General features: G+C 59.3%; 17 protein-coding genes. 5 read left to right on the top strand and 12 right to left on the bottom strand.

Features of this window, described 5'->3' with window-relative positions; translation table 11 throughout:
• The first annotated feature begins 43 nt into the window (after window positions 1-43).
• The 5 genes from CDA63_RS02375 (at window position 44) to CDA63_RS02355 (ending at window position 5,524) form a co-directional block, all read left to right on the top strand.
• A complete protein-coding gene (locus tag CDA63_RS02375) occupies window positions 44-2,425 on the top strand; it encodes a ribonucleoside-diphosphate reductase subunit alpha (RefSeq protein ID WP_088462847.1) in 2,382 nt (793 codons plus the stop codon).
• 82 nt (window positions 2,426-2,507) lie between these two features.
• Window positions 2,508-3,416 carry a TIR domain-containing protein gene (locus tag CDA63_RS02370; protein WP_088462846.1) on the top strand — a complete coding sequence of 303 codons (909 nt, stop codon included), beginning with the start codon at window positions 2,508-2,510 and terminating at the stop codon, window positions 3,414-3,416.
• Window positions 3,417-3,433: 17 nt separating this feature from the next.
• Window positions 3,434-4,132 carry an adenylate/guanylate cyclase domain-containing protein gene (locus CDA63_RS02365; protein ID WP_088462845.1) on the top strand — a complete coding sequence of 233 codons (699 nt, stop codon included), beginning with the start codon at window positions 3,434-3,436 and terminating at the stop codon, window positions 4,130-4,132.
• Between the two features lie 342 nt (window positions 4,133-4,474).
• Window positions 4,475-4,876, top strand: coding sequence for a hypothetical protein (locus CDA63_RS02360; protein WP_088462844.1), 402 nt, complete (start codon window positions 4,475-4,477; stop codon window positions 4,874-4,876).
• Window positions 4,877-5,299: 423 nt separating this feature from the next.
• The gene (locus CDA63_RS02355) at window positions 5,300-5,524 is read left to right on the top strand and encodes a hypothetical protein (RefSeq protein WP_126546696.1); all 225 of its coding nucleotides are present in this window, start codon (window positions 5,300-5,302) and stop codon (window positions 5,522-5,524) included.
• A 216-nt stretch (window positions 5,525-5,740) separates the two neighbouring features.
• Here the strand turns inward: CDA63_RS02355 and CDA63_RS02350 are convergent, their stop codons facing one another.
• From CDA63_RS02350 to CDA63_RS02295, 12 genes are all read right to left on the bottom strand, one after another.
• Complete coding sequence (locus CDA63_RS02350) at window positions 5,741-6,157, bottom strand: hypothetical protein (protein WP_088462842.1); 417 nt, start codon at window positions 6,155-6,157, stop codon at window positions 5,741-5,743.
• A 258-nt stretch (window positions 6,158-6,415) separates the two neighbouring features.
• Window positions 6,416-6,733: a hypothetical protein gene (locus tag CDA63_RS02345; RefSeq protein WP_126546695.1), complete on the bottom strand. Its 318-nt coding sequence runs from the start codon at window positions 6,731-6,733 to the stop codon at window positions 6,416-6,418.
• A 186-nt stretch (window positions 6,734-6,919) separates the two neighbouring features.
• Window positions 6,920-8,449, bottom strand: coding sequence for a bifunctional GNAT family N-acetyltransferase/carbon-nitrogen hydrolase family protein (locus tag CDA63_RS02340; protein WP_088462840.1), 1,530 nt, complete (start codon window positions 8,447-8,449; stop codon window positions 6,920-6,922).
• Between the two features lie 245 nt (window positions 8,450-8,694).
• Window positions 8,695-9,000 (bottom strand): hypothetical protein, encoded by a 306-nt coding sequence (locus CDA63_RS02335; RefSeq protein ID WP_088462839.1) that lies wholly within the window; start codon window positions 8,998-9,000, stop codon window positions 8,695-8,697.
• A 310-nt stretch (window positions 9,001-9,310) separates the two neighbouring features.
• Complete coding sequence (locus CDA63_RS02330) at window positions 9,311-9,724, bottom strand: hypothetical protein (RefSeq protein ID WP_088462838.1); 414 nt, start codon at window positions 9,722-9,724, stop codon at window positions 9,311-9,313.
• Window positions 9,725-9,812: 88 nt separating this feature from the next.
• Window positions 9,813-10,109 carry a hypothetical protein gene (locus CDA63_RS02325; RefSeq protein ID WP_126546694.1) on the bottom strand — a complete coding sequence of 99 codons (297 nt, stop codon included), beginning with the start codon at window positions 10,107-10,109 and terminating at the stop codon, window positions 9,813-9,815.
• 92 nt (window positions 10,110-10,201) lie between these two features.
• The gene (locus CDA63_RS02320; RefSeq protein WP_088462836.1) at window positions 10,202-10,582 is read right to left on the bottom strand and encodes a hypothetical protein; all 381 of its coding nucleotides are present in this window, start codon (window positions 10,580-10,582) and stop codon (window positions 10,202-10,204) included.
• Window positions 10,583-10,695: 113 nt separating this feature from the next.
• The gene (locus CDA63_RS02315; RefSeq protein ID WP_088462835.1) at window positions 10,696-11,427 is read right to left on the bottom strand and encodes a hypothetical protein; all 732 of its coding nucleotides are present in this window, start codon (window positions 11,425-11,427) and stop codon (window positions 10,696-10,698) included.
• Between the two features lie 105 nt (window positions 11,428-11,532).
• On the bottom strand, window positions 11,533-12,927 hold the full coding sequence (locus CDA63_RS02310; protein ID WP_088462834.1) for a M56 family metallopeptidase: 1,395 nt from the start codon (window positions 12,925-12,927) through the stop codon (window positions 11,533-11,535).
• Window positions 12,924-13,310: a BlaI/MecI/CopY family transcriptional regulator gene (locus CDA63_RS02305; RefSeq protein ID WP_088462833.1), complete on the bottom strand. Its 387-nt coding sequence runs from the start codon at window positions 13,308-13,310 to the stop codon at window positions 12,924-12,926. Before CDA63_RS02305 ends, CDA63_RS02310 begins: the two co-directional genes overlap by 4 nt.
• Before the next feature lie 207 nt (window positions 13,311-13,517).
• On the bottom strand, window positions 13,518-15,632 hold the full coding sequence (locus tag CDA63_RS02300; protein WP_088462832.1) for a M13 family metallopeptidase: 2,115 nt from the start codon (window positions 15,630-15,632) through the stop codon (window positions 13,518-13,520).
• Window positions 15,633-15,845: 213 nt separating this feature from the next.
• Entirely contained in the window at window positions 15,846-17,945 is a 2,100-nt protein-coding gene (locus tag CDA63_RS02295) for a M13 family metallopeptidase (RefSeq protein ID WP_088462831.1), read from the bottom strand.
• Window positions 17,946-17,947 lie beyond the last annotated feature (2 nt).

Genomic DNA, 17,947 nt, shown 5'->3' with positions numbered 1-17,947 from the left:
GGGCTCCTTTCTACTCCCTTCATCACCTCAACCCGCACCGCTTATGTTGGTAATCAAACGCGACGGCCGCCGCGAATCCGTGAAGTTCGATAAAGTAACGGCCCGCATCGAGAAGCTTTGCTACGGGCTCAACATGAACTTCGTGTCGCCGATTGAGGTGGCCAAGAAGGTGATTGATGGCATTTACGACGGCGTAACGACCATCGAGCTCGACAACCTGGCCGCCGAAACGGCCGCCTCGCTCACCACCAAGCACCCCGACTACGCTATTCTGGCCGCCCGCATTGCCGTGAGCAACCTGCACAAGGTGACCAGCAAGTCGTTCAGCAGCACCATGAAGCGGCTGCACACCTACGAAGACCCCAAGACGGGCGAAAACGCCTCCCTCGTGGCCCAGGACGTGTGGGAAATTGTGCACAAGCACGCCGCTACCCTCGATTCGGCCATTATTTACGACCGCGACTACAACTACGACTACTTCGGCTTCAAAACCCTGGAGCGCAGCTACCTGCTGCGCCTCGACGGCAAGGTGGTCGAGCGGCCCCAGCACATGCTTATGCGCGTGGCCGTGGGCATTCATAAGGAAGACATTGCCGCCGCCATCGAAACCTACGAGCTGATGAGCGAGCGGTGGTTTACGCACGCCACGCCTACGCTGTTCAATGCCGGCACGCCTAAGCCCCAGCTTAGCTCCTGCTTCCTGCTTACGATGAAGGACGACTCCATCGATGGCATTTACGACACGCTGAAGAACTGCGCCCTGATTTCGCAGAGCGCCGGCGGCATTGGGCTGGCCGTGCACAACGTGCGCGCCACCGGTAGCTACATTAAAGGCACCAACGGCACCTCCAACGGCCTCGTGCCCATGCTCAAGGTGTTCAACGACACGGCCCGCTACGTAGACCAGGGGGGCGGCAAGCGCAAGGGCGCTTTCGCCATTTACCTGGAGCCCTGGCACGCCGACATCTTCGACTTCCTGGACCTGAAAAAGAACCACGGCAAGGAAGAGATGCGCGCCCGCGACCTGTTTTTCGCCCTCTGGACGCCCGATTTGTTCATGAAGCGGGTGGAAGCCAACGGCGACTGGACGCTGATGTGCCCCCACGAGTGCCCGGGCCTCGATACCAGCCACGGCGCCGAGTTCGAGAAGCTCTACCAGAAGTACGAGCGCGAAGGCAAGGGCCGCAAGACCATCAAGGCCCAGGAGCTGTGGTTCGCCATTCTGGAAAGCCAGACCGAGACCGGCACGCCCTACATGCTGTTCAAGGACGCCGCCAACGGCAAGAGCAACCAGCAGAACCTCGGCACCATCAAGAGCTCCAACCTCTGCACCGAGATTATGGAGTACACCGACGAGAACGAAATTGCGGTCTGCAACCTCGCCTCGCTGGCTTTGCCCCGCTACGTGCGTCCCGACGAGGCCGGTAACCTGTTCTTCGACCACCAGAAGCTCTACGACGTTACCTACCACGCCACGCTGAACCTGAACAAGGTCATCGACATCAACTACTACCCAGTGCCCGAGGCCGAGCGCAGCAACCGCCGCCACCGCCCCATCGGGCTGGGCGTGCAGGGCCTGGCCGATACGTTCATCGCCCTGCGCATGCCCTTCGAGAGCGACGAAGCTAGCGGCCTCAACAAGGACATTTTTGAGACGCTGTACTTCGCGGCCATGACGGCCTCCAAGGACCTGGCCAAGCGCGACGGCCACTACGAAACCTTCCCCGGCTCGCCCCTGAGCGAGGGCAAGTTCCAGTTCGACCTCTGGGGCGTAACGCCCGACTCGGGCCGCTGGGACTGGGACGCGCTGCGCGCCGAGGTGATGGAGTTCGGTGCCCGCAACTCGTTGCTGGTGGCCCCCATGCCCACGGCCAGCACCGCCCAGATTCTGGGCAACAACGAGTCGTTTGAGCCTTACACGAGCAACATTTATGTGCGCCGGGTGCTGAGCGGCGAGTTCATGGTGGTGAACAAGCACCTGCTCAAGGACCTCATCAAGCTCGGCCTCTGGAACGAGCAGATGAAGACGGCCATCATTGCCGCCAACGGTTCGGTGCAGGACATTGCCAGCATCCCGCAGAACATCAAGGACCTCTACAAAACGGTGTGGGAGATTTCCCAGCGCCGCATCATCGACATGTCGGCCGACCGGGGCGCGTACATCTGCCAGAGCCAGAGCCTGAACCTGCACGTGCTGAACGTGAACTTCGGCAAGCTCACCAGCATGCACTTCCACAGCTGGAAGAAGGGCCTGAAAACGGGCATGTACTACCTGCGCACCAAAGCTGCCGCCGACGCCATCAAGTTCACGGTGCAGAAGCAAGCCGCCGAGACCCTGGAGCCGCTCAACGCCATGGCCCAGAACGCCTCAGATATGGCCTGCTCCCTGGACGATCCGGAAGGCTGCGAGGCTTGCGGGTCGTAAGCAAAGTAAATAATAATGGAAGCCATCAAGAACGGAGTATCTATTTCGTTTTTGGTGGCTTCTATTTTAGACAGGTTAAATAATGCTTGAAAAACTCAAGGGGAAAGACGGTAAGCGGCTTACTATTGACTTGTTGCGTCGACAGAAGCTAATAAATGGTTCATTATCTCTTGCTGAGCAGGTATATGAATTAGTAGAGTTAAGAGAGTTTCTGCTTGGCGAAATTTTAATTAAGCAAGATGCAGATGATACTGATATTTTACTAATCTTGTCAGGCTCGGTGAGCATTGAAGTACACGGAAGGGCAGTGGCAACGCGTCAGCACGGACAACATATTGGCGAAATGGCTCTTGTTGACCCTAGCCGGTCTAGGAGTGCTACAGTAATAGCCTCCGAAAAAACAGTATGCGCAATTTTATCAGAATCTGATTTTGCACTTCTTGCCAGTGCTAATAGTGAATTATGGCGTGTCTTAGCAATTGAGCTATCTGACAGGCTTCGTGAAAGAGGAAAGTTTTTAGCTCCTCCTAACGAAACCCCAGAAATATTCATTGGTTGCTCTCGCGAAATGCTAGCAATTGCACAGCAAATTCAACTTGCGCTGAATGGACAACCAATGCTTGTGACTATATGGACTGACAGTTTTTTTCGTGCTTCAAAAACAACAATTGAATCGCTATTAGAAGGATTCAATAAATTCGATTTCGCTATCCTTGTTCTGGGTAAAGAAGATTTGGTAACTAGTCGGTCAAAAACTAAACCAGCTCCGAGAGACAACGTGATATTTGAGCTTGGTATGGCTATGGGTGCATTGTCAAGGGAAAGAACATTCATGGTGTATGAACAAGATTTAGACACTAAAATCCCTTCTGATTTACTTGGTGTGACTCCAATGACATATAGAGAAGGTCCAGCTAATACTTTAGCGTCACGCCTTGCTCCAGTTGCAACACAAATACGTTTAGAAGTAGAAGAAAAAGGCCCTCATTAATCTAAAAAAACCAACTAATGTCACTTTCAACGGAGTTAAAAAAGACAGTAGCTGAATACTTTGCTACAAAATGGGTTACCAGAAATGGTCAGGTAGTACCAGAAGCGGATAAGGTTACACTAGGCAATGATGCAGTAAAACTCAATGGGGTAGTACTTTATGCGGATTTAGCTGAATCCACTAATCTAGTTCGCAATTATTCATCTGAAATTGCAGCAGAAGTATATAAATCATACTTACACTGTGCATCCAAAATCATTCGTAATAACGGCGGAGTTATTACAGCATTTGATGGAGATAGAGTAATGGCTGTTTATATTGGGGAAAACAAAGAAACTAGAGCAATGCGCACTGCTTTAGCTTTAAACTCTGCCGTTATAGACATAATAAATCCCGCTTTATCAAAAGAATACGGCGATAAGGTAAAAGGTTTAGTAATTAAACAAGCTGTTGGCATTGACGTTAGTGACTTATTCATCGCTAAAACCGGCGTAAGGGGGGCGAATGATTTAGTTTGGGTTGGTAATGCTGCTAACCATGCAGCGAAACTATGTGGTTTGAGAACTAGCAATTATGCATCTTGGGTCACTAAAGCGGTTTATGATGTTGCTGCTAATTCTGTTAAAAAATCTACTCCAGATTCCAAAGATATGTGGGAGTCGTCTACGTGGGAGGGGCGTACTGTTTATCGTTCATATTGGCGTTGGGACCAGTAAATTGGCTATTTGTGATTAGCGCTAGTTTAGCGCAACGTAATTAGTGACCAGCCTTAATGTGGATGGTGCACCCCAACTGCCGCCACACGGCAAACCGACACCGCGCCGCCTAGAGAAATCTGGGCGGCGTTTTTCGTACGGGCGGGGAAGGCACAGCCTCTCGACAGGACGCCGCCTGGGTTAGGTAGGCTCCCCTACCCACGAGCCAGCAGTAGCTGAAGAAGCTCCCTGGAGCACCGAACCATTAGCTTCCCAGCCGCTGCCGCCCCCGGTAGCGGCTGGTTGGCGTTTGGGGGCGGTTGCTGCTACCTTGCCGCCGTGCGTTACCGAACTGCTTCCGCTATGTCTTACGCCTGGCCCGTGCGGGTGGTGCTGGCCATCTACTCCGCGTGCTTCCTGATTGGCACCTATACCCACGCGGCGGGCATTTTGCGGCGGGGGCTGCTGGCCTCGCCGGTGCCGGTGGGTATTGGGTTGTTTTGGGACGCCCTGACGCTGCTCGACCCGCTGGCGGCGGTGCTGGTATGGTGGCGGCCGCGCCTGGGCCTACCGCTGGCCGTAGCCATTATGGCGGTTGATATCAGCGTGAACAGCTACGTGTACGTGGCGGGCTACTTCGGGCCGCCGGTAGCGGGACTGGTGCCGCTGAGTTTGCTGGAGCAGGCGCTGTTCGGGCTGTTCGTGTTCGTAACCGCCCCAGGGGTGTATCGGCAGGTGGCGCGGCCCAATGCATTGCCGGGCTAGCAGACAGCCGCCCATCTGGCACGCGGTCAGCGTAGCGCAACTCATGATCTGCTCTGAGGTAAAAGTTGTAATGCTACTGCCGCCAAGCAGCAAGCCTAAACCGTGCCGCCTGGAGAAATCCGGGCGCCGCGGCTTCGTTCGTTCGGCTGGGGAGGCATATCACGCTGAAGCTGTTTAAAGAGTCCAAAAAACGTCATGCTGAGCGAAGGCAGGGCCGGAGCCAAAGCATCGCTACCGCTTCGTTGAACGACTGCTACGAAGCGGTAGCGATGCTTCGACTGCGGCTCTGCCTTCGCTCAGCATGACGGTCTGATTGATTCCGGATTCTAAATAGCTTCACCATGAATTACGCACCTTTCCTAACCGAACGGAGAGGTAGCACGTTAAAAACACTGTCATTCATTTACGCTATACCCCACTACCATGAAACGACTTCTGCCATCCGGCGCTCTACTCCTATTCTTGGCCAGCGCCGCTTTAAGCTCCTGCCAGACCGATACAGCCGACCGGAATTACTACGATGCCAGCACGGAGGCAACGCCTGGCGTAGCCACCCCCCGCGAGTCCGACGGCTTGGCCCCCAACATTGAGTTACCGCCGGATTCCGTGTTTTCGGATACCATTCCGCAGCAGCGGCCGCTGCGTTAGTCACCATTACCGCCTGCCGACGCTCCTGAAGCGTCGGAAGTCTGGCCCGGCCCGCCGGTAGCACGAACGTTTGCGTCGTGCTACCGCGGGGCCGGGTCGTTTATCGGCGCACCAGGCGAATGGAAACACGCGCTTTTTAGCGGGCACTTCGGGGAGCCGCGTTTTTTCGCGGAGCCAGGCCAGTGCCTCGGCGCGGCGGGCGGGAGCGAGCCCCGGCTACGGGCGCTGCTCCCGGAGCCACGCCACGGCCGCACCCTCATCGCCGAAGAAGGCGACGCCGTGCGCCTGGCCGGCGTAGTCTTCGGCGGACACAAAACCGGGGGCAGCCATGATGCTTTCCAGCAGGCTGGGGCTGGTAAGGTAGGCCACCCGCAACCGGCCCCCGAGGCGGCGGGCCATGTCGGGGAAATACTCACGGAGCAGCCACTCCGTAGTGGCCGGGTCGTTGAGGGTGCGGCGGCGGATATCCTGGAGCCAGTAGCTGCACCCGCAGTCCTGGGCCGTGCGGGCCAGGTGCTGGTAGGCAGCCGGCAGCAGAACCGGATCGGGTTGGTAGCCCCAGCGCCCCACCAGCAGGTCGAGGTCGGCGCGGTAGGTGAGTTGGAGCAGATCGGATGTCTGGCTGGGGGTCATAGGCGGGCAAGGAGAAGGCGAAGTTACTCCAACGACAAGGGTTACCGGCCCGGATGCCCCGCGCAACCCCTCGGGGCCGACGGCAACGCAGTGAAGAGCGACACCGACGACGGCACCGTTGAAATGAAGTCGGAAGACGGCGCGAAAACCATCATCAAGTAAGCGGCCGAAACCTCCTCCAAGCCTAAAAAAGCACCGCCCCTACTCGGTTGAGCAGGGGCGGTGCTTTTTAGGGTGAGCCAATTATGGGTGAGCCGGCTATTGGCGGTTGCTACGGCCCCGCTTGCGCAATGGGCGCGTGGCGGGCACGGCGGGCTCCACTTGCACCGAATCGACGGTTACCTGGCCGGAGGGCATATAGGGCATGGCCAGCCGGGCATTGGGTTCCACGATGGGCACTGCCAGCGGTTCGGCCGCTGCCTGGCCGACGCCCGTAGGCAGCACCACCCCCGGCACCGGACTGATGCGCTCGGTAGGCTGGTGGCGGGTAGATGTAACGGGGGCGCGGTTCTGGGCCTGGGCGGCACCGGCACTCAGGCCGGTCAGCAGCAAGGCAAAGGTCAACAATCGGAACATAGGGCAGGGAGTCAGGGTGGAAAAAAGGGCTGGTTCCTAATGCCCGAAAGCACGCCGGCCAGCCGCATTAGTTGTTACGACTGGCCGGGTGGTATAGTTGGTTTTCTGCCGGATAGCAGAATAGAACAGCGTCATGCTGAGCGGAGGCGGAGTCGAAGCATGACGCTGTTCTATTCCTCTCGCTCCTTAGTGCTTGGGCATGAGCTCGGCCGAGCTGAGCTTGTACACGTCGTGGCGGCGGTTGCGCAGGTTTTGCACGCTGCCCTGCTGGCGTACTTTATCGAGGATGGAGAGGTCCACGTCGGTCACCAGAATCATTTCGGTGTTGGGCGTGGCTTCGCTTTTTACGCCGGTGTTGGGGAAGGCAAAGTCGCAGGGCGTAAACACGGCCGACTGGGCGTACTGGATGTCCATGTTCTTGACGCGGGGCAGGTTGCCTACCGAGCCGGCAATGGCCACGTAGCACTCGTTTTCGATGGCCCGGGCCTGCGAGCAGTGCCGCACCCGCGAGTAAGCCGTCTGGGTATCGGTGAGGAAGGGCACGAATAGGATGTCCATGCCCTGGTCGGCCAGCAGGCGGGCCAGCTCTGGGAACTCCGAGTCGTAGCAGATCAGTACGCCCACCCGGCCGCTGTCGGTGTCGAAGGTCTGGAGGCGGGCACCGCCCTTCAGGGCCCAGTACTTAGCCTCGTTGGGCGTGACGTGGATTTTCTCGTAGCGCTCGGTCGTGCCGTTGCGGCGGCAGAGGTAGCCTACGTTCATCAGCTGCCCATCCACGAGCTCGGGCATCGAGCCGGTGATGATGTTGATGTGGTACTTAACGGCCAGCTGGGTAAAGCGGCGCAGGATTTCGGGCGAGAACTGGCTGAGCTTCCGAATAGCATCAATCTCGCTCAGTTCGTTGGTTTCGGCCATCAGGGGGCCGTGGAACAGCTCCGGGAACAGAGCGAAGTCGGCGCGGTAGGCGGCCAGGGCGTCCACGAAGTATTCCACCTGCTGAAACAGGTCGTCGAGGCCGTCGTAGAGGCGCATCTGCCACTGCACCAGGCCCAGGCGCACCTGGGTTTTGGAGGCCACGGCCTGGGCGGGCCGGTCGTGGTAGAGCATATTGTCCCACTCCATGAGCAGGGCGTAGTCGCCGGAGGCATCGTCGCCGGGCAGGTAGCTGCGAATCACGCGCACCGGATGAAAGTCGTTGGCTAGCTGGAAGTTGAGTGCCGGGTCCATAATTTCACGGTTCTTCACCTTCTGCACGTACTCCTTGGGACTGAGCGTGCTCTGGTGCTCGTGGTAGCCAGCAATGCGGGCCCCAAACGTGATGGCGCGCAGGTTGAGCCGCTCACAGAGCTCCTTGCGGGCCTCGTAGAGCCGCCGCGCCAGCCGCCGCCCCCGGAAAGCAGGATCGACGAACACCTCAATGCCGTAAAGCGTATCGGCCGCCGGGTTGTGGGTATTAAAGGTGTAGTCGCCGGTTATCTGCTGGTACGTGTGCTCGTCGGAGAATTTGGCCCGCTCCACGATAATGGCCAAAGCGGCGGCTACTACTTCGCCGTTTACCGTCACCACCAACTGGCCTTCCGGAAACAGGTCGAGCAGCCGGGTAATAGACTCTTGGCGCCAATAGGAGCCCATTTGGGGGTAAGCCCGCAGCATGGCGGCTTTAAACGATTCGTAGTCGTCGGCACGCAGGTGCCGAATCTCAATTACTTCATTCATAAGGGCAAGGGAATTTACTTGACGCTGAGGGGAGGGTTTGCCCCCTCCATACCGCAACCGACCACCGCCAACAGCGGCCGGGAGCCGGAATCAGGGCCTGCACCAGCGGCACAGGATTTTTCATATATAACGATAATACCCGAATGGTTTGTTTTGGTTGTCGCACCGGGTAGCAGAGCCGGCCATAAAGCCACGAGCGCTTCCGGGAAGGAAGCGGCTCGTGGTGGGTAACACAGCGGCGGCGGTTACTTTTTCAGCACCCGGGTAGGAGCGCCGACGCGTACGCTAGGCACGCCGCGCGCCCGGCGCTTTTTAATGGCTTTGCGATGCAGTTTCCAGCGGCGAATAGTGCCAAGCTTTTTGGCTTTGTGCCGGCTGTTGCCATGGTAAGCTACGTAATTGGGCCGGCCCCGCTTGGGGCTGCGCCGGAACAGGTTGAGGCCCGCCGCCTCGGTGTTGGCAGCGGCAGCAGAATGGCCGCGTGCCAGCACCGCATCCGGTTCCAGCATCATCACAAAAGCCAAAATAAGGAGAAGTAGGGTTTTGAACATAGAAAGGAAGGAAGGTGGTGGAAGATCTTGTAGCTGCAGACATAAGTCCTAATAGGAACTGGTGTATCTAGCTAGTAATGAAGATATCGTATTTATTTATCATATAAAATTCATCTTTTCATGAATATTTTGCACCACTTATATTTATCAGTATAAATTGACTTATACAAATATCATCTATTTCCGCCTGAATCAATAAACCAACATTATACAAAAATCGAAAATTCTGACCAATGGGCTCGTTAAGGCACAAAAAACCCCTTTGCTACCTGGGCGGCAAAGGGGTGAGAGGGTAGAAACCGGCTGGGGTTCAGGTTCGGGAGCAGAGCCAGCGGACGGCTTCTCCTTCGTCGGTAAACTGGTTGAGCGAGCAATTGTCGCCGTGGGTGTGGGGCAGGGCCGGCAGGGTAGCGTCCTGCACATCGTCGAGTTGGTAGGGGGCTACCAGAAACGCCAGAAATACATGGCCGCCCATGTTGCGGCGGAGGGTAGGATAAAACTGCTCGGTCAGCCAGTGCACGTCCTGGGCATCTACCTGCACCCGGCGCCGCGAATCAATCAACCAGCGGTGGCAACCCTCACAGGCGCTGGCATGGTGCAACAGTCCCTGGTAGCCGGCCCGCAACTCGCCGGAACTAGTAGGCCGCAGCCAACGGGCGGTCACGATGCCTAAATCGGGACGGTGGGCAAGGTCGAGGTAGTCGGCAATGGTCGTAGGCGTCATGCAAGCGGGGCTACGTAAAAGCCCGGCAGGCCCGGGCAAGTCATCCCCATACGGGCATAAGGGCGCGGGTGTTGGCTAGGGCCGTAGTTCAGGGCCGTTGCTTGCGGCTGCGCTTGGGTGGCTCCGAGGAAAGCGTAGACGCTTTGGACCGGGCGGCCTTCACGCTCTTCAGGGGCTGGTTATCGTAGTCGGTAGTCACCCGCTGCTTGGGGGCGCCGGTCATGCCGGGGGCTACGTAAATGCCTTCTACCCTGTTGGTAGTGTCGGAGGGCGCGAGGTGGGTTTCGATTTTGGGGACGCTGGTTTCCGGCTGGTTGGTCTGGGCCGTCGCGGCGAAGGCCGTGCCGCAGCTCAGCAGTGCGGCCAATGTAAGATAGCGTAGCATGATATTGTCGTTCAAAAGGTTAAAAATCCTTTATACGAGAATTTCCCGCCGAACGATACCCCGCCGCTTGCGCGGGTGCAGTAACTGGTTGGTTAGTTGCGGGGCTGAGCGGGCGTAACCGGCACTGCTGGGGTTTCCAAGGGCCGGATGTCGTAGCGGCGGTTGAACTCGGCCACCCCCGCCGAACTCACGTTGCGTTTGGTTACTACAATCATGACGCCCTGGGCAGCTTCGGCCCCGAAAATCCGGACGGCTTCCGAGCCTTTTACCACGTTCACCGAGGCAATGGTGCGGCGGTTGAGCTCGTCGATGGTTTTTTTATCGGTACGCTCCCCATCCAGAAAATACAGGCTCGGCCCGATAGTAGGCTGCACGATAGTGGGAGCCACCAGAAACGGCCGGGCGGTAGCGGAGCCGGCCAGGCTCAGGGCGGCTGTTACGAGCACCGCGCCCGCAATTAGGGAAAACGACATAGGATAAGGAAAAGGTAAAGATGACGGGACTATACCCGCAGGATACCCACGCCAGCCACTCGGTTGCACGCGGCAACCCAGACGACGCTGGGATAAACGCTAAAATCAGCCTTTTATTTCGCGTGGTCCTTCGTTCCTACAGTAATCAGGCCTTTTTTGCCCCGCGCCCCATATTTCGCCTCCGATAGCGCCGTATCAGAAACCGAAAGCGTCGATACCTGGCCAGCCGGCAGGGCCCGCAGTTGCTCCGGCGTAGATTCTACCCAGTTGATCATGATCAGCCGGCCGGCTATTTCAGCGTCTGACAGGCCCTTGCCCTCTGCCAACTTGCGGTAGTAGTCGCGCAGGCGGTTGCTCTCGGCCACCGGCACGTTGCTCTTCCGAGGCAGCTTGATACTATACTTGCTTATAAACTCGCGCAGGGTGGGGTCGTTTTCCCCTCCCGCCGTCACAACCAATACAATACCGTCATCGAGCTTGCTACCGAAGTCGCGCCGCAAAGCTGCTTCATCGGCCGTGTTGCTTGTTCTATCCTCTCCTTTGAACAGGTACACGCTCCGGCCAGCGGAACCAAGTGCCTCCTGCTTGCCAACGGGCCGGCCGTCGAGGGAGTACCACATCTTATCAGCGGGAAACTCCGCTTTCTGCTGCTGTTGGGCGAGCGGCTGGGGCGTTTCGGTCATTTTGGGCGTGGCGCAACCAACCAGCAGCGCGGTTGCCAGCAGCGCGGTTGCCAGCAGCGAAATGCCGGCCGTACCATGCAGCAGATACCGTGGTAGGGGAGCGTTAATAGATGGGCTGTAATTTTTGAGAGGAATAATTAGGGTGTGTTGTAGAGTAAACACGGCGCTAAACCTTGTCTTTGAGGCAAATACCGCTGAGTAAGGAAGCACGAAAACGGGGCCGGGGCCGATAGTTTATCAGCCCCAGCCCCGTTTGTACGCTTCCCGCTACTTGGTTGTAATCACGACGGCGCCTTGGCGGGCCTTCTCGCCGTACTTTTTAGCGGCTCGCTCAGCATCCAGCACAAACACACCCTGCAGCTGGCTCTCGGCTATTTTCGATTTCTCCGCCGGAGCCTCCACGCCATTTACCAGTAGCAACCGGCCTTGCAAATCGGCGGCCGACAGGCCCTGGCCAGACGTTACGAGCCCAACGAGGCGCTGCACCTCGGGACTGGCCGGGGCAAGCCCGATATTGTATTTGCGCATGAAATCCCGGACCTGATCAGAGTTCTTGTTCTGCTTCGTGATGATGAGAATGGCCCCGTCGGCAGCGTCCGATCCGAAGGCTTTCTGGGCCTCCGCTCCTTTCAGCACGTTCATGCTTTCGATCAGCTGGGGGTCGAGCTTATCGAGCTCCGCCTGGCTAATGCGCTTGCCATCAAGAAACACCAGCGGACTGCTGGCCAACGGCTTCTCTATATCAGTCAAGGCAACAGTTGGGCTGGCGGCCGGGGCCACTACGGGGGAAGCAGTGGTGGCTGCGGTAGTTAGCAGCAAAACGGCGGCCAGCGGCACTACGGCTGCATAGCGCAGCAGCTGGCGGGCGGAGGATGGTTGGGCATTCATCATGGCGATACGGTTTTTAAGGAGTAGAAAAGAGAAAGGCGTAGTCAGGGCCGGCCCCTGGGTTAACGCACTCAGGCGCGCCAGGCTGTGTTGGTACTGCCGGGCCGGCAGCTGGTTTTCGCGCAGCACGGCGGCATCAGCAATAAATTCCAGGTTTTCCTGGGTGGCCCGCAGCCAGAGCCAAGCGGCCGGACTAACCCAGGCCAGCGCACGGTGCAGATGGCCCATCAGCACATCGACGGTGTGAGCCTGGCGCACGTGGACCCGCTCATGCAGCACCACCACCGGTAGCTCGGCCGGAGCGTGCTGGCCAGGATTGAGGTAGATGGCCCACCCGAACGAGAAGGGGCTCACGGCCGCATCTACCGCCCGAAAAGGCACCCCGTCGGTGTCGGCCGGCCGGGAGTGGCGGTGCAGCCGCCAGAGCGAAGTAGCCTGCACCAGCAGCCGGAACAGCATCAGCCCCACGCCTACCGCATACAGCAGCAGCAGCCCCGCACCATAATCGGGGCCGACGGCAATGGCGGCGGCTTCGGGCACCGGGGCGGCGGGCAGCAGCAGGGCCAGCGGCTGGGCAACGCGGGCCGCCGGGGCGGGTAGCAGGCCGCTTAGGTCGAGGGCCGGATAACTGGCGGCCAGCACCAGCGCCGCTAGCAGGTAGCCGCGGTTGAGCTGGTGGAAACTGAGGCGGCGCAGCAGCCCGTAGTAGAGGCCCAGCAACAGCAGCAGTGCCAGCTGCATCTGGAGCAGGTAAAGCACCAGCGCGGGTATCATGGCTGCGGGGGTTTCGGGGGCTGCTCGGGCCCCTGCTCAATCAGGCGCACAATTTCCTTGAGCTCCTCGGCACTGATTTTCTGCTCCTGGGCGAAGAAGGAAACCAGCTCCTTATAGGAGTTGCGGAAGTAGTCGCCCACGAACGTGCCCAGAAACCGCTTGCGGTAGTCCTCGGCCGCAATGGCGGGCGAGAAGCGGAAGGTATTGCCTAGCTTCTCGGCGCTCAGATAGCCCTTGCGCTCCAGGTTGCGCACCGTGGAGGCCAGCGTGGTGTAGGGTGGCCGGGGCTCGGGCAGCCGCTCCAGCACATCTTTGATGAAGCCCCCGTCGAGTTCCCAGAACACGCGCATGGCATCTTCTTCGGGTGAGGTAAGTCGTTCCATAGCAGTTACTACGATTGTTTCGTAATACTACGAATAATTCGTATATAGTGTTTATGTGGGTGTCATTTATTTTTTTGGCTGGACGCAAAAAGGCCGCCTACGCGGGGTGGGCGGCCTTTTTACAATTAGAATAATGTCATGCTTCATCTAACGTCCGCGAAGGCGCAGCCATAGTCGAAGCATGACGTTCTATCTACCAAGCAGCTACTACCAGATGCGGGCGCGCTGGTTTTCGGCGCGTACCATCTTGCCTTGCTCCTTGCAACCGAAGGCCTCGTAGAACTCGGGCATGTTCATGAGTGGGCCGTTGGTGCGGAACTGGGCCGGGGAGTGCGGGTCGGTAAGGACCTGCTGGCGCAGGTATTCGGGGCGGGCGTTGGTGCGCCACACTTGGGCCCAGGCCAAAAAGAAGCGCTGCTCGGGCGTGAAGCCGTCGTAACGGGGCGGCGGGGTGCTGCCGTACTTCTGCTTCAGCTGCTTTTCGAGGGCCGAGTAGGCCAGGGCCAGCCCGCCAAAGTCGGCCAGGTTCTCGCCCATCGTGAGCTTGCCGTTCACGAATACCGAATCCAGGGGCTGGAAGGCCGAGTACTGGGCGCCCACCATGTCGGCGCGCTTCGTGAACTCGGTGGCGTCGTCCTTGGTCCACCAGTCGCGCAGGTTGCCCTGGGCATCCGACTGGCGGCCGCGGTCGTCGAAGCCGTGGGTGATTTCGTGGCCGATTACCGCACCCATGCCGCCGTAGTTTACCGCGTCGTCGGCGTTGGGGTCGAAGAACGGGGGCTGCATGATGCCGGCCGGGAACACAATTTCGTTGAGCGAGGAGTTGTAGTAGGCATTCACCGTGGGCGGCGTCATGCCCCAAACCGAGCGGTCGATGGGCTTACCATAGCGGCTCACGTTGTCCTTGCCCTCCCACTCGCGGGCGGCCAGCATGTTTTTCAGGTACGACTCGCGGCTGATGTTGAGGGCCGAATAGTCCTTCCACTTGTCGGGGTAACCGATTTTCACGGTGAAGGAGTTGAGCTTTTTCATGGCTTCCTCCTTGGTCACCGGGCTCATCCACTCCAGCCCCTTGATGTGCTCACCCATGGCCTCCTTGATGTTGGCCACCATCTGCTGGGCCTTCACTTTGGTTTCGGGCTTGAAGGCTTTGTCCACATAAAGCTGGCCAAAGGCTTCGCCCAGCGAGCCGTCGGTGGCTCGTAGCATGCGCTTCCAGCGGGGCTGCTGCTGCTTGGCACCGCTCAGCACCTGCTGAAAACGGAACGACTCCTCCACGTAAGCCTTTGGCAAAGCCGAAGAAACCGACGAAACGAGGTGCCAGCGCAGGTAGGTCTTCCAGTCGTTCAGCGGCTCCTGCTTGAGGGCGGCGTTGGCTTCCTTCAGAAATTCGGGCTGGCCCACAATTACCTCTTTAGCCGAGGCCAGATCGAGGGCGGGCAGCATGGCGGGCAGGTTCAGGTTGGGAAACTGCTGGCTGGCCTCGGCCACCGTCATCTTGTTGTAATTGGCGTAGGGGTCGCGCAGGGCCACCCGGTCCTTGCTGGCCTTGGCCAACCGGGTTTCGAGGCGCATCACGGTCACGGCGTTTTTGGCGGCCGTGGTCGGGTTGTCGCCCAGCATTTTAAAGGTATTGGTGAGGTAGGTGGTGTAGGCCGCCCGGATGGCCTTCGAGCGGGCATCGTCCTTGAGGTAGTAGTCGCGGTCGGGCAGTGTCAAGCCGCCCTGGCTCATATAAAGGGCGTATTCATCGCTCTTCTTGCGGTCCTGGGCCACACCCAAGCCGAATACCGAGCGGGTCTGAATCTGCTGGGCCCGCACGAGGCCGTTTTGCAAATCCTTCAGGTTTTTGATGCCGTTGATGCGGTTCAGCTCGGGCTGCAGGTACTTCAAACCGGCCTTCTCAATGGCCATCGAGTCCATGGCCGTGGCGTAGTAGTCGCCCACCTTTTGCAGGTTCGAGCCCCGCGCCGCCGTGGTATTGGCGGCCGACTCCTCCAGAATCTGGCGCATCACGGCCTCATTCTGGTTGATGAGCCCATTCCAAGAGCTCCAGCGCGACTCGGCGGCCGGAATCGGGTTGTTCTTGAGCCAGGTACCCGAAGCGTACTGAAAAAAGTCGTCGCAGGCCGACACCGACTGGTCGATGTTCGCCGGATCGAGGCCCACGCCGGGCAGAATGGGGCCGAGTTGGGCGGTAGGCTCGGCCATTGGGGCGGTGGTCGTGCTGGCCGTTGTGGCCGGCGCGCTGGCCGCGCAGCCGCCCAAAGCCAGACCAGCGGCCGTGCCCAGGGTGAGCAGGAAAGTGCGTTGAGTCGTCATAGGTGGGAAAGGTTTTGGGTTGGGGGATTGGGGGTTAAGGAAGTTGCTGTTTTTAGAAACAGCTCCCCTCCTCATCTGAGGAGGGGTTGAGGGTGGTTGATAACCGCAGAACGGTTACTAGATCTAAGATTAGTTTCTAGCTGACGTTCGATTACCAAACCACCCCCAACCCCTCCTCATCTGAGGAGGGGAGCTAGTTGCTAGCTTTCGTTCTTACCAAATTACCGCCCGGTCGGCGTCGGTCCTAACCATTTTCTGGCCGGGCTGACAGCCGAAGGCCTGGTAGAACTCGGGCATGTTCATGAGCGGGCCGATGGTGCGGTACTGGCCGGGCGAGTGGGGGTCGGTGAGGATTTGCTGGCGCAGGGCCTCGGGCCGGATATTGGTGCGCCGCAGCTGGGCCCAGCTCAGGAAAAACCGCTGCTCAGGCGTGAAACCATCAATGAGCGGGCGGTTACCTTTGCCGTATTTCTGGTCGAGCTGCTTTTGCAGGGCGGCGTACACGATAGTGAGGCCGGCGAAATCGGCCAGGTTCTCGCCCATTGTCAGCTTGCCGTTCACGTTCACCGAATCGAGGGGCGAGAAGGCCGAGTACTGAGTGCCCACCACGCCGGCGCGCTTCGTGAACTCGGCCGCGTCGGCCGGCGTCCACCAGTCGCGCAGGTTGCCCTGAGAATCGTACTGCCGGCCGGAGTCGTCGAAGCCATGGGTCATTTCGTGGCCCATTACCCCGCCGATGGCCCCGTAGTTCACCGCGTCGTCGGCTTCTGGGTCAAAGAAGGGCGGCTGGAGGTAGCCGGCCGGGAACACGATTTCGTTCATCGGCGGGCTGTAATAGGCGTTGATGGTGGGCGGGGTCATGCTCCACTCGGTGCGGTCAATCGGCCCGCCGTACTTCTTGATGTTCTGCTGGTAGTTCCACTGCCGGGCGGCCAGCACGTTTTTCAGGTACGATTCGCGGCTGATGCTGAGGGCCGAGTAGTCCTTCCACTGGTCGGGATACCCGATTTTCACCCGCAACGCGGCCAGCTTTTTAAGGGCTTCCTGCTTGGTGGGCTCGCTCATCCAGGTGTTGGTCTGGATGTGCTCGGCCATCGACTCGCGGATGTTGGCCAGCATCGTCAGGGCCTTCTGCTTGGCGGCCGGCGGAAAGGCCTTGTCGACGTAGAGTTGCCCGAAAGCCTCGCCCAGCGTGCCGTCGGTGGCGCTCAGCATGCGTTTCCAGCGGGCGGGTTGCTGCTTGGCCCCGCTCTGCACCTGCGCGAACCGGAACGCCTCGTCGCTGAACGCCTTGGGCAACGCCGTGGGCACCGACGACACCAGCTGCCAGCTGAGGTACGTTTTGAGGTCGGCCAGCGGCGTCTGTTTGAGCACATTGCTGAGTTCCTTGAAGAACTCCGGCTGACCCACAATCACCTCCTGGGCCGCGCCCAGGCCATTGCGTTTAAGCAGCGCGGGCAGGCCCATGTTCGGGAATTGCTTATCGGCCGCGGCCACTGTCATCTTGTTGTAGCTGGCGTAGGGGTCGCGCAGCGAAACGCGGTCCTTGCTGGCCGCAGCCAGCCGGGTTTCCAGGCGCAGCACGGCCTTGGCCTTGGCGCTAGCGGCGGTTTCGCTCTCGCCCAGCAGCTTAAACGTGTTGGTTAGGTACTGCACGTAGGCCGTGCGCACGGCCAGCGAGCGGGCATCATCTTTCAGGTAGTAATCCCGGTCGGGCATGCTCAGGCCACCCTGGCTCATGCTCACGGCGTACTGGGCGCTGTTCTTGCGGTCGGGCGTAACGCCGGCCCGGAAGAAGGCCCCGGTGCCCAGCGTCTGCTGGCGGGCTATTTCGGCCTGTACGTCGGCCAGGTTTTTCAGGCCCTGGATGCGGGCCAGCTCGGGCTTGAGGTATTTGAGGCCGGCCTGCTCCAGCCCCAGCGAGTCCATGCCGGAGGCGTAGTAGTCGCCTACTTTCTGGCGGTTGCTGCCGGGCGTGGCGCTGGGGTCGGCAGCCGCATCTTCGAGCAGGCCGCGCAATGTGGCCTGGGTACGGTCGTTCAGCAGGTTGCGCGGGCCCCAGCTGGAGGCATAGCCGGGCACGGGGTTGTTGCGCAGCCAGTTGCCGCCCGAAAACTGGAAGAAGTCCTCGCAAGGCGACACCGACCGGTCGACGTCGGCCAAATTGATGCTGCGGCCCGGGCCCAGCTCCTGGGGAGCGGCCGGGGCGGCGGCGGGTTGGGTAGTGGCTACGGGCTGCGAGGTGGCGCAGCCGGCCAGGGTCAGCAGCAGCGCTGCCGCCCCGGCCCGGTGAGGAGCGGAAAGGTTTTTCATTC

The organism is Hymenobacter amundsenii (assembly GCF_002204745.1).
Taxonomy (GTDB): domain Bacteria; phylum Bacteroidota; class Bacteroidia; order Cytophagales; family Hymenobacteraceae; genus Hymenobacter; species Hymenobacter amundsenii.
The sequence above is the reverse complement of the archived record's forward strand: the minus strand, read 5'-3'. Positions and strand labels throughout refer to the sequence as shown.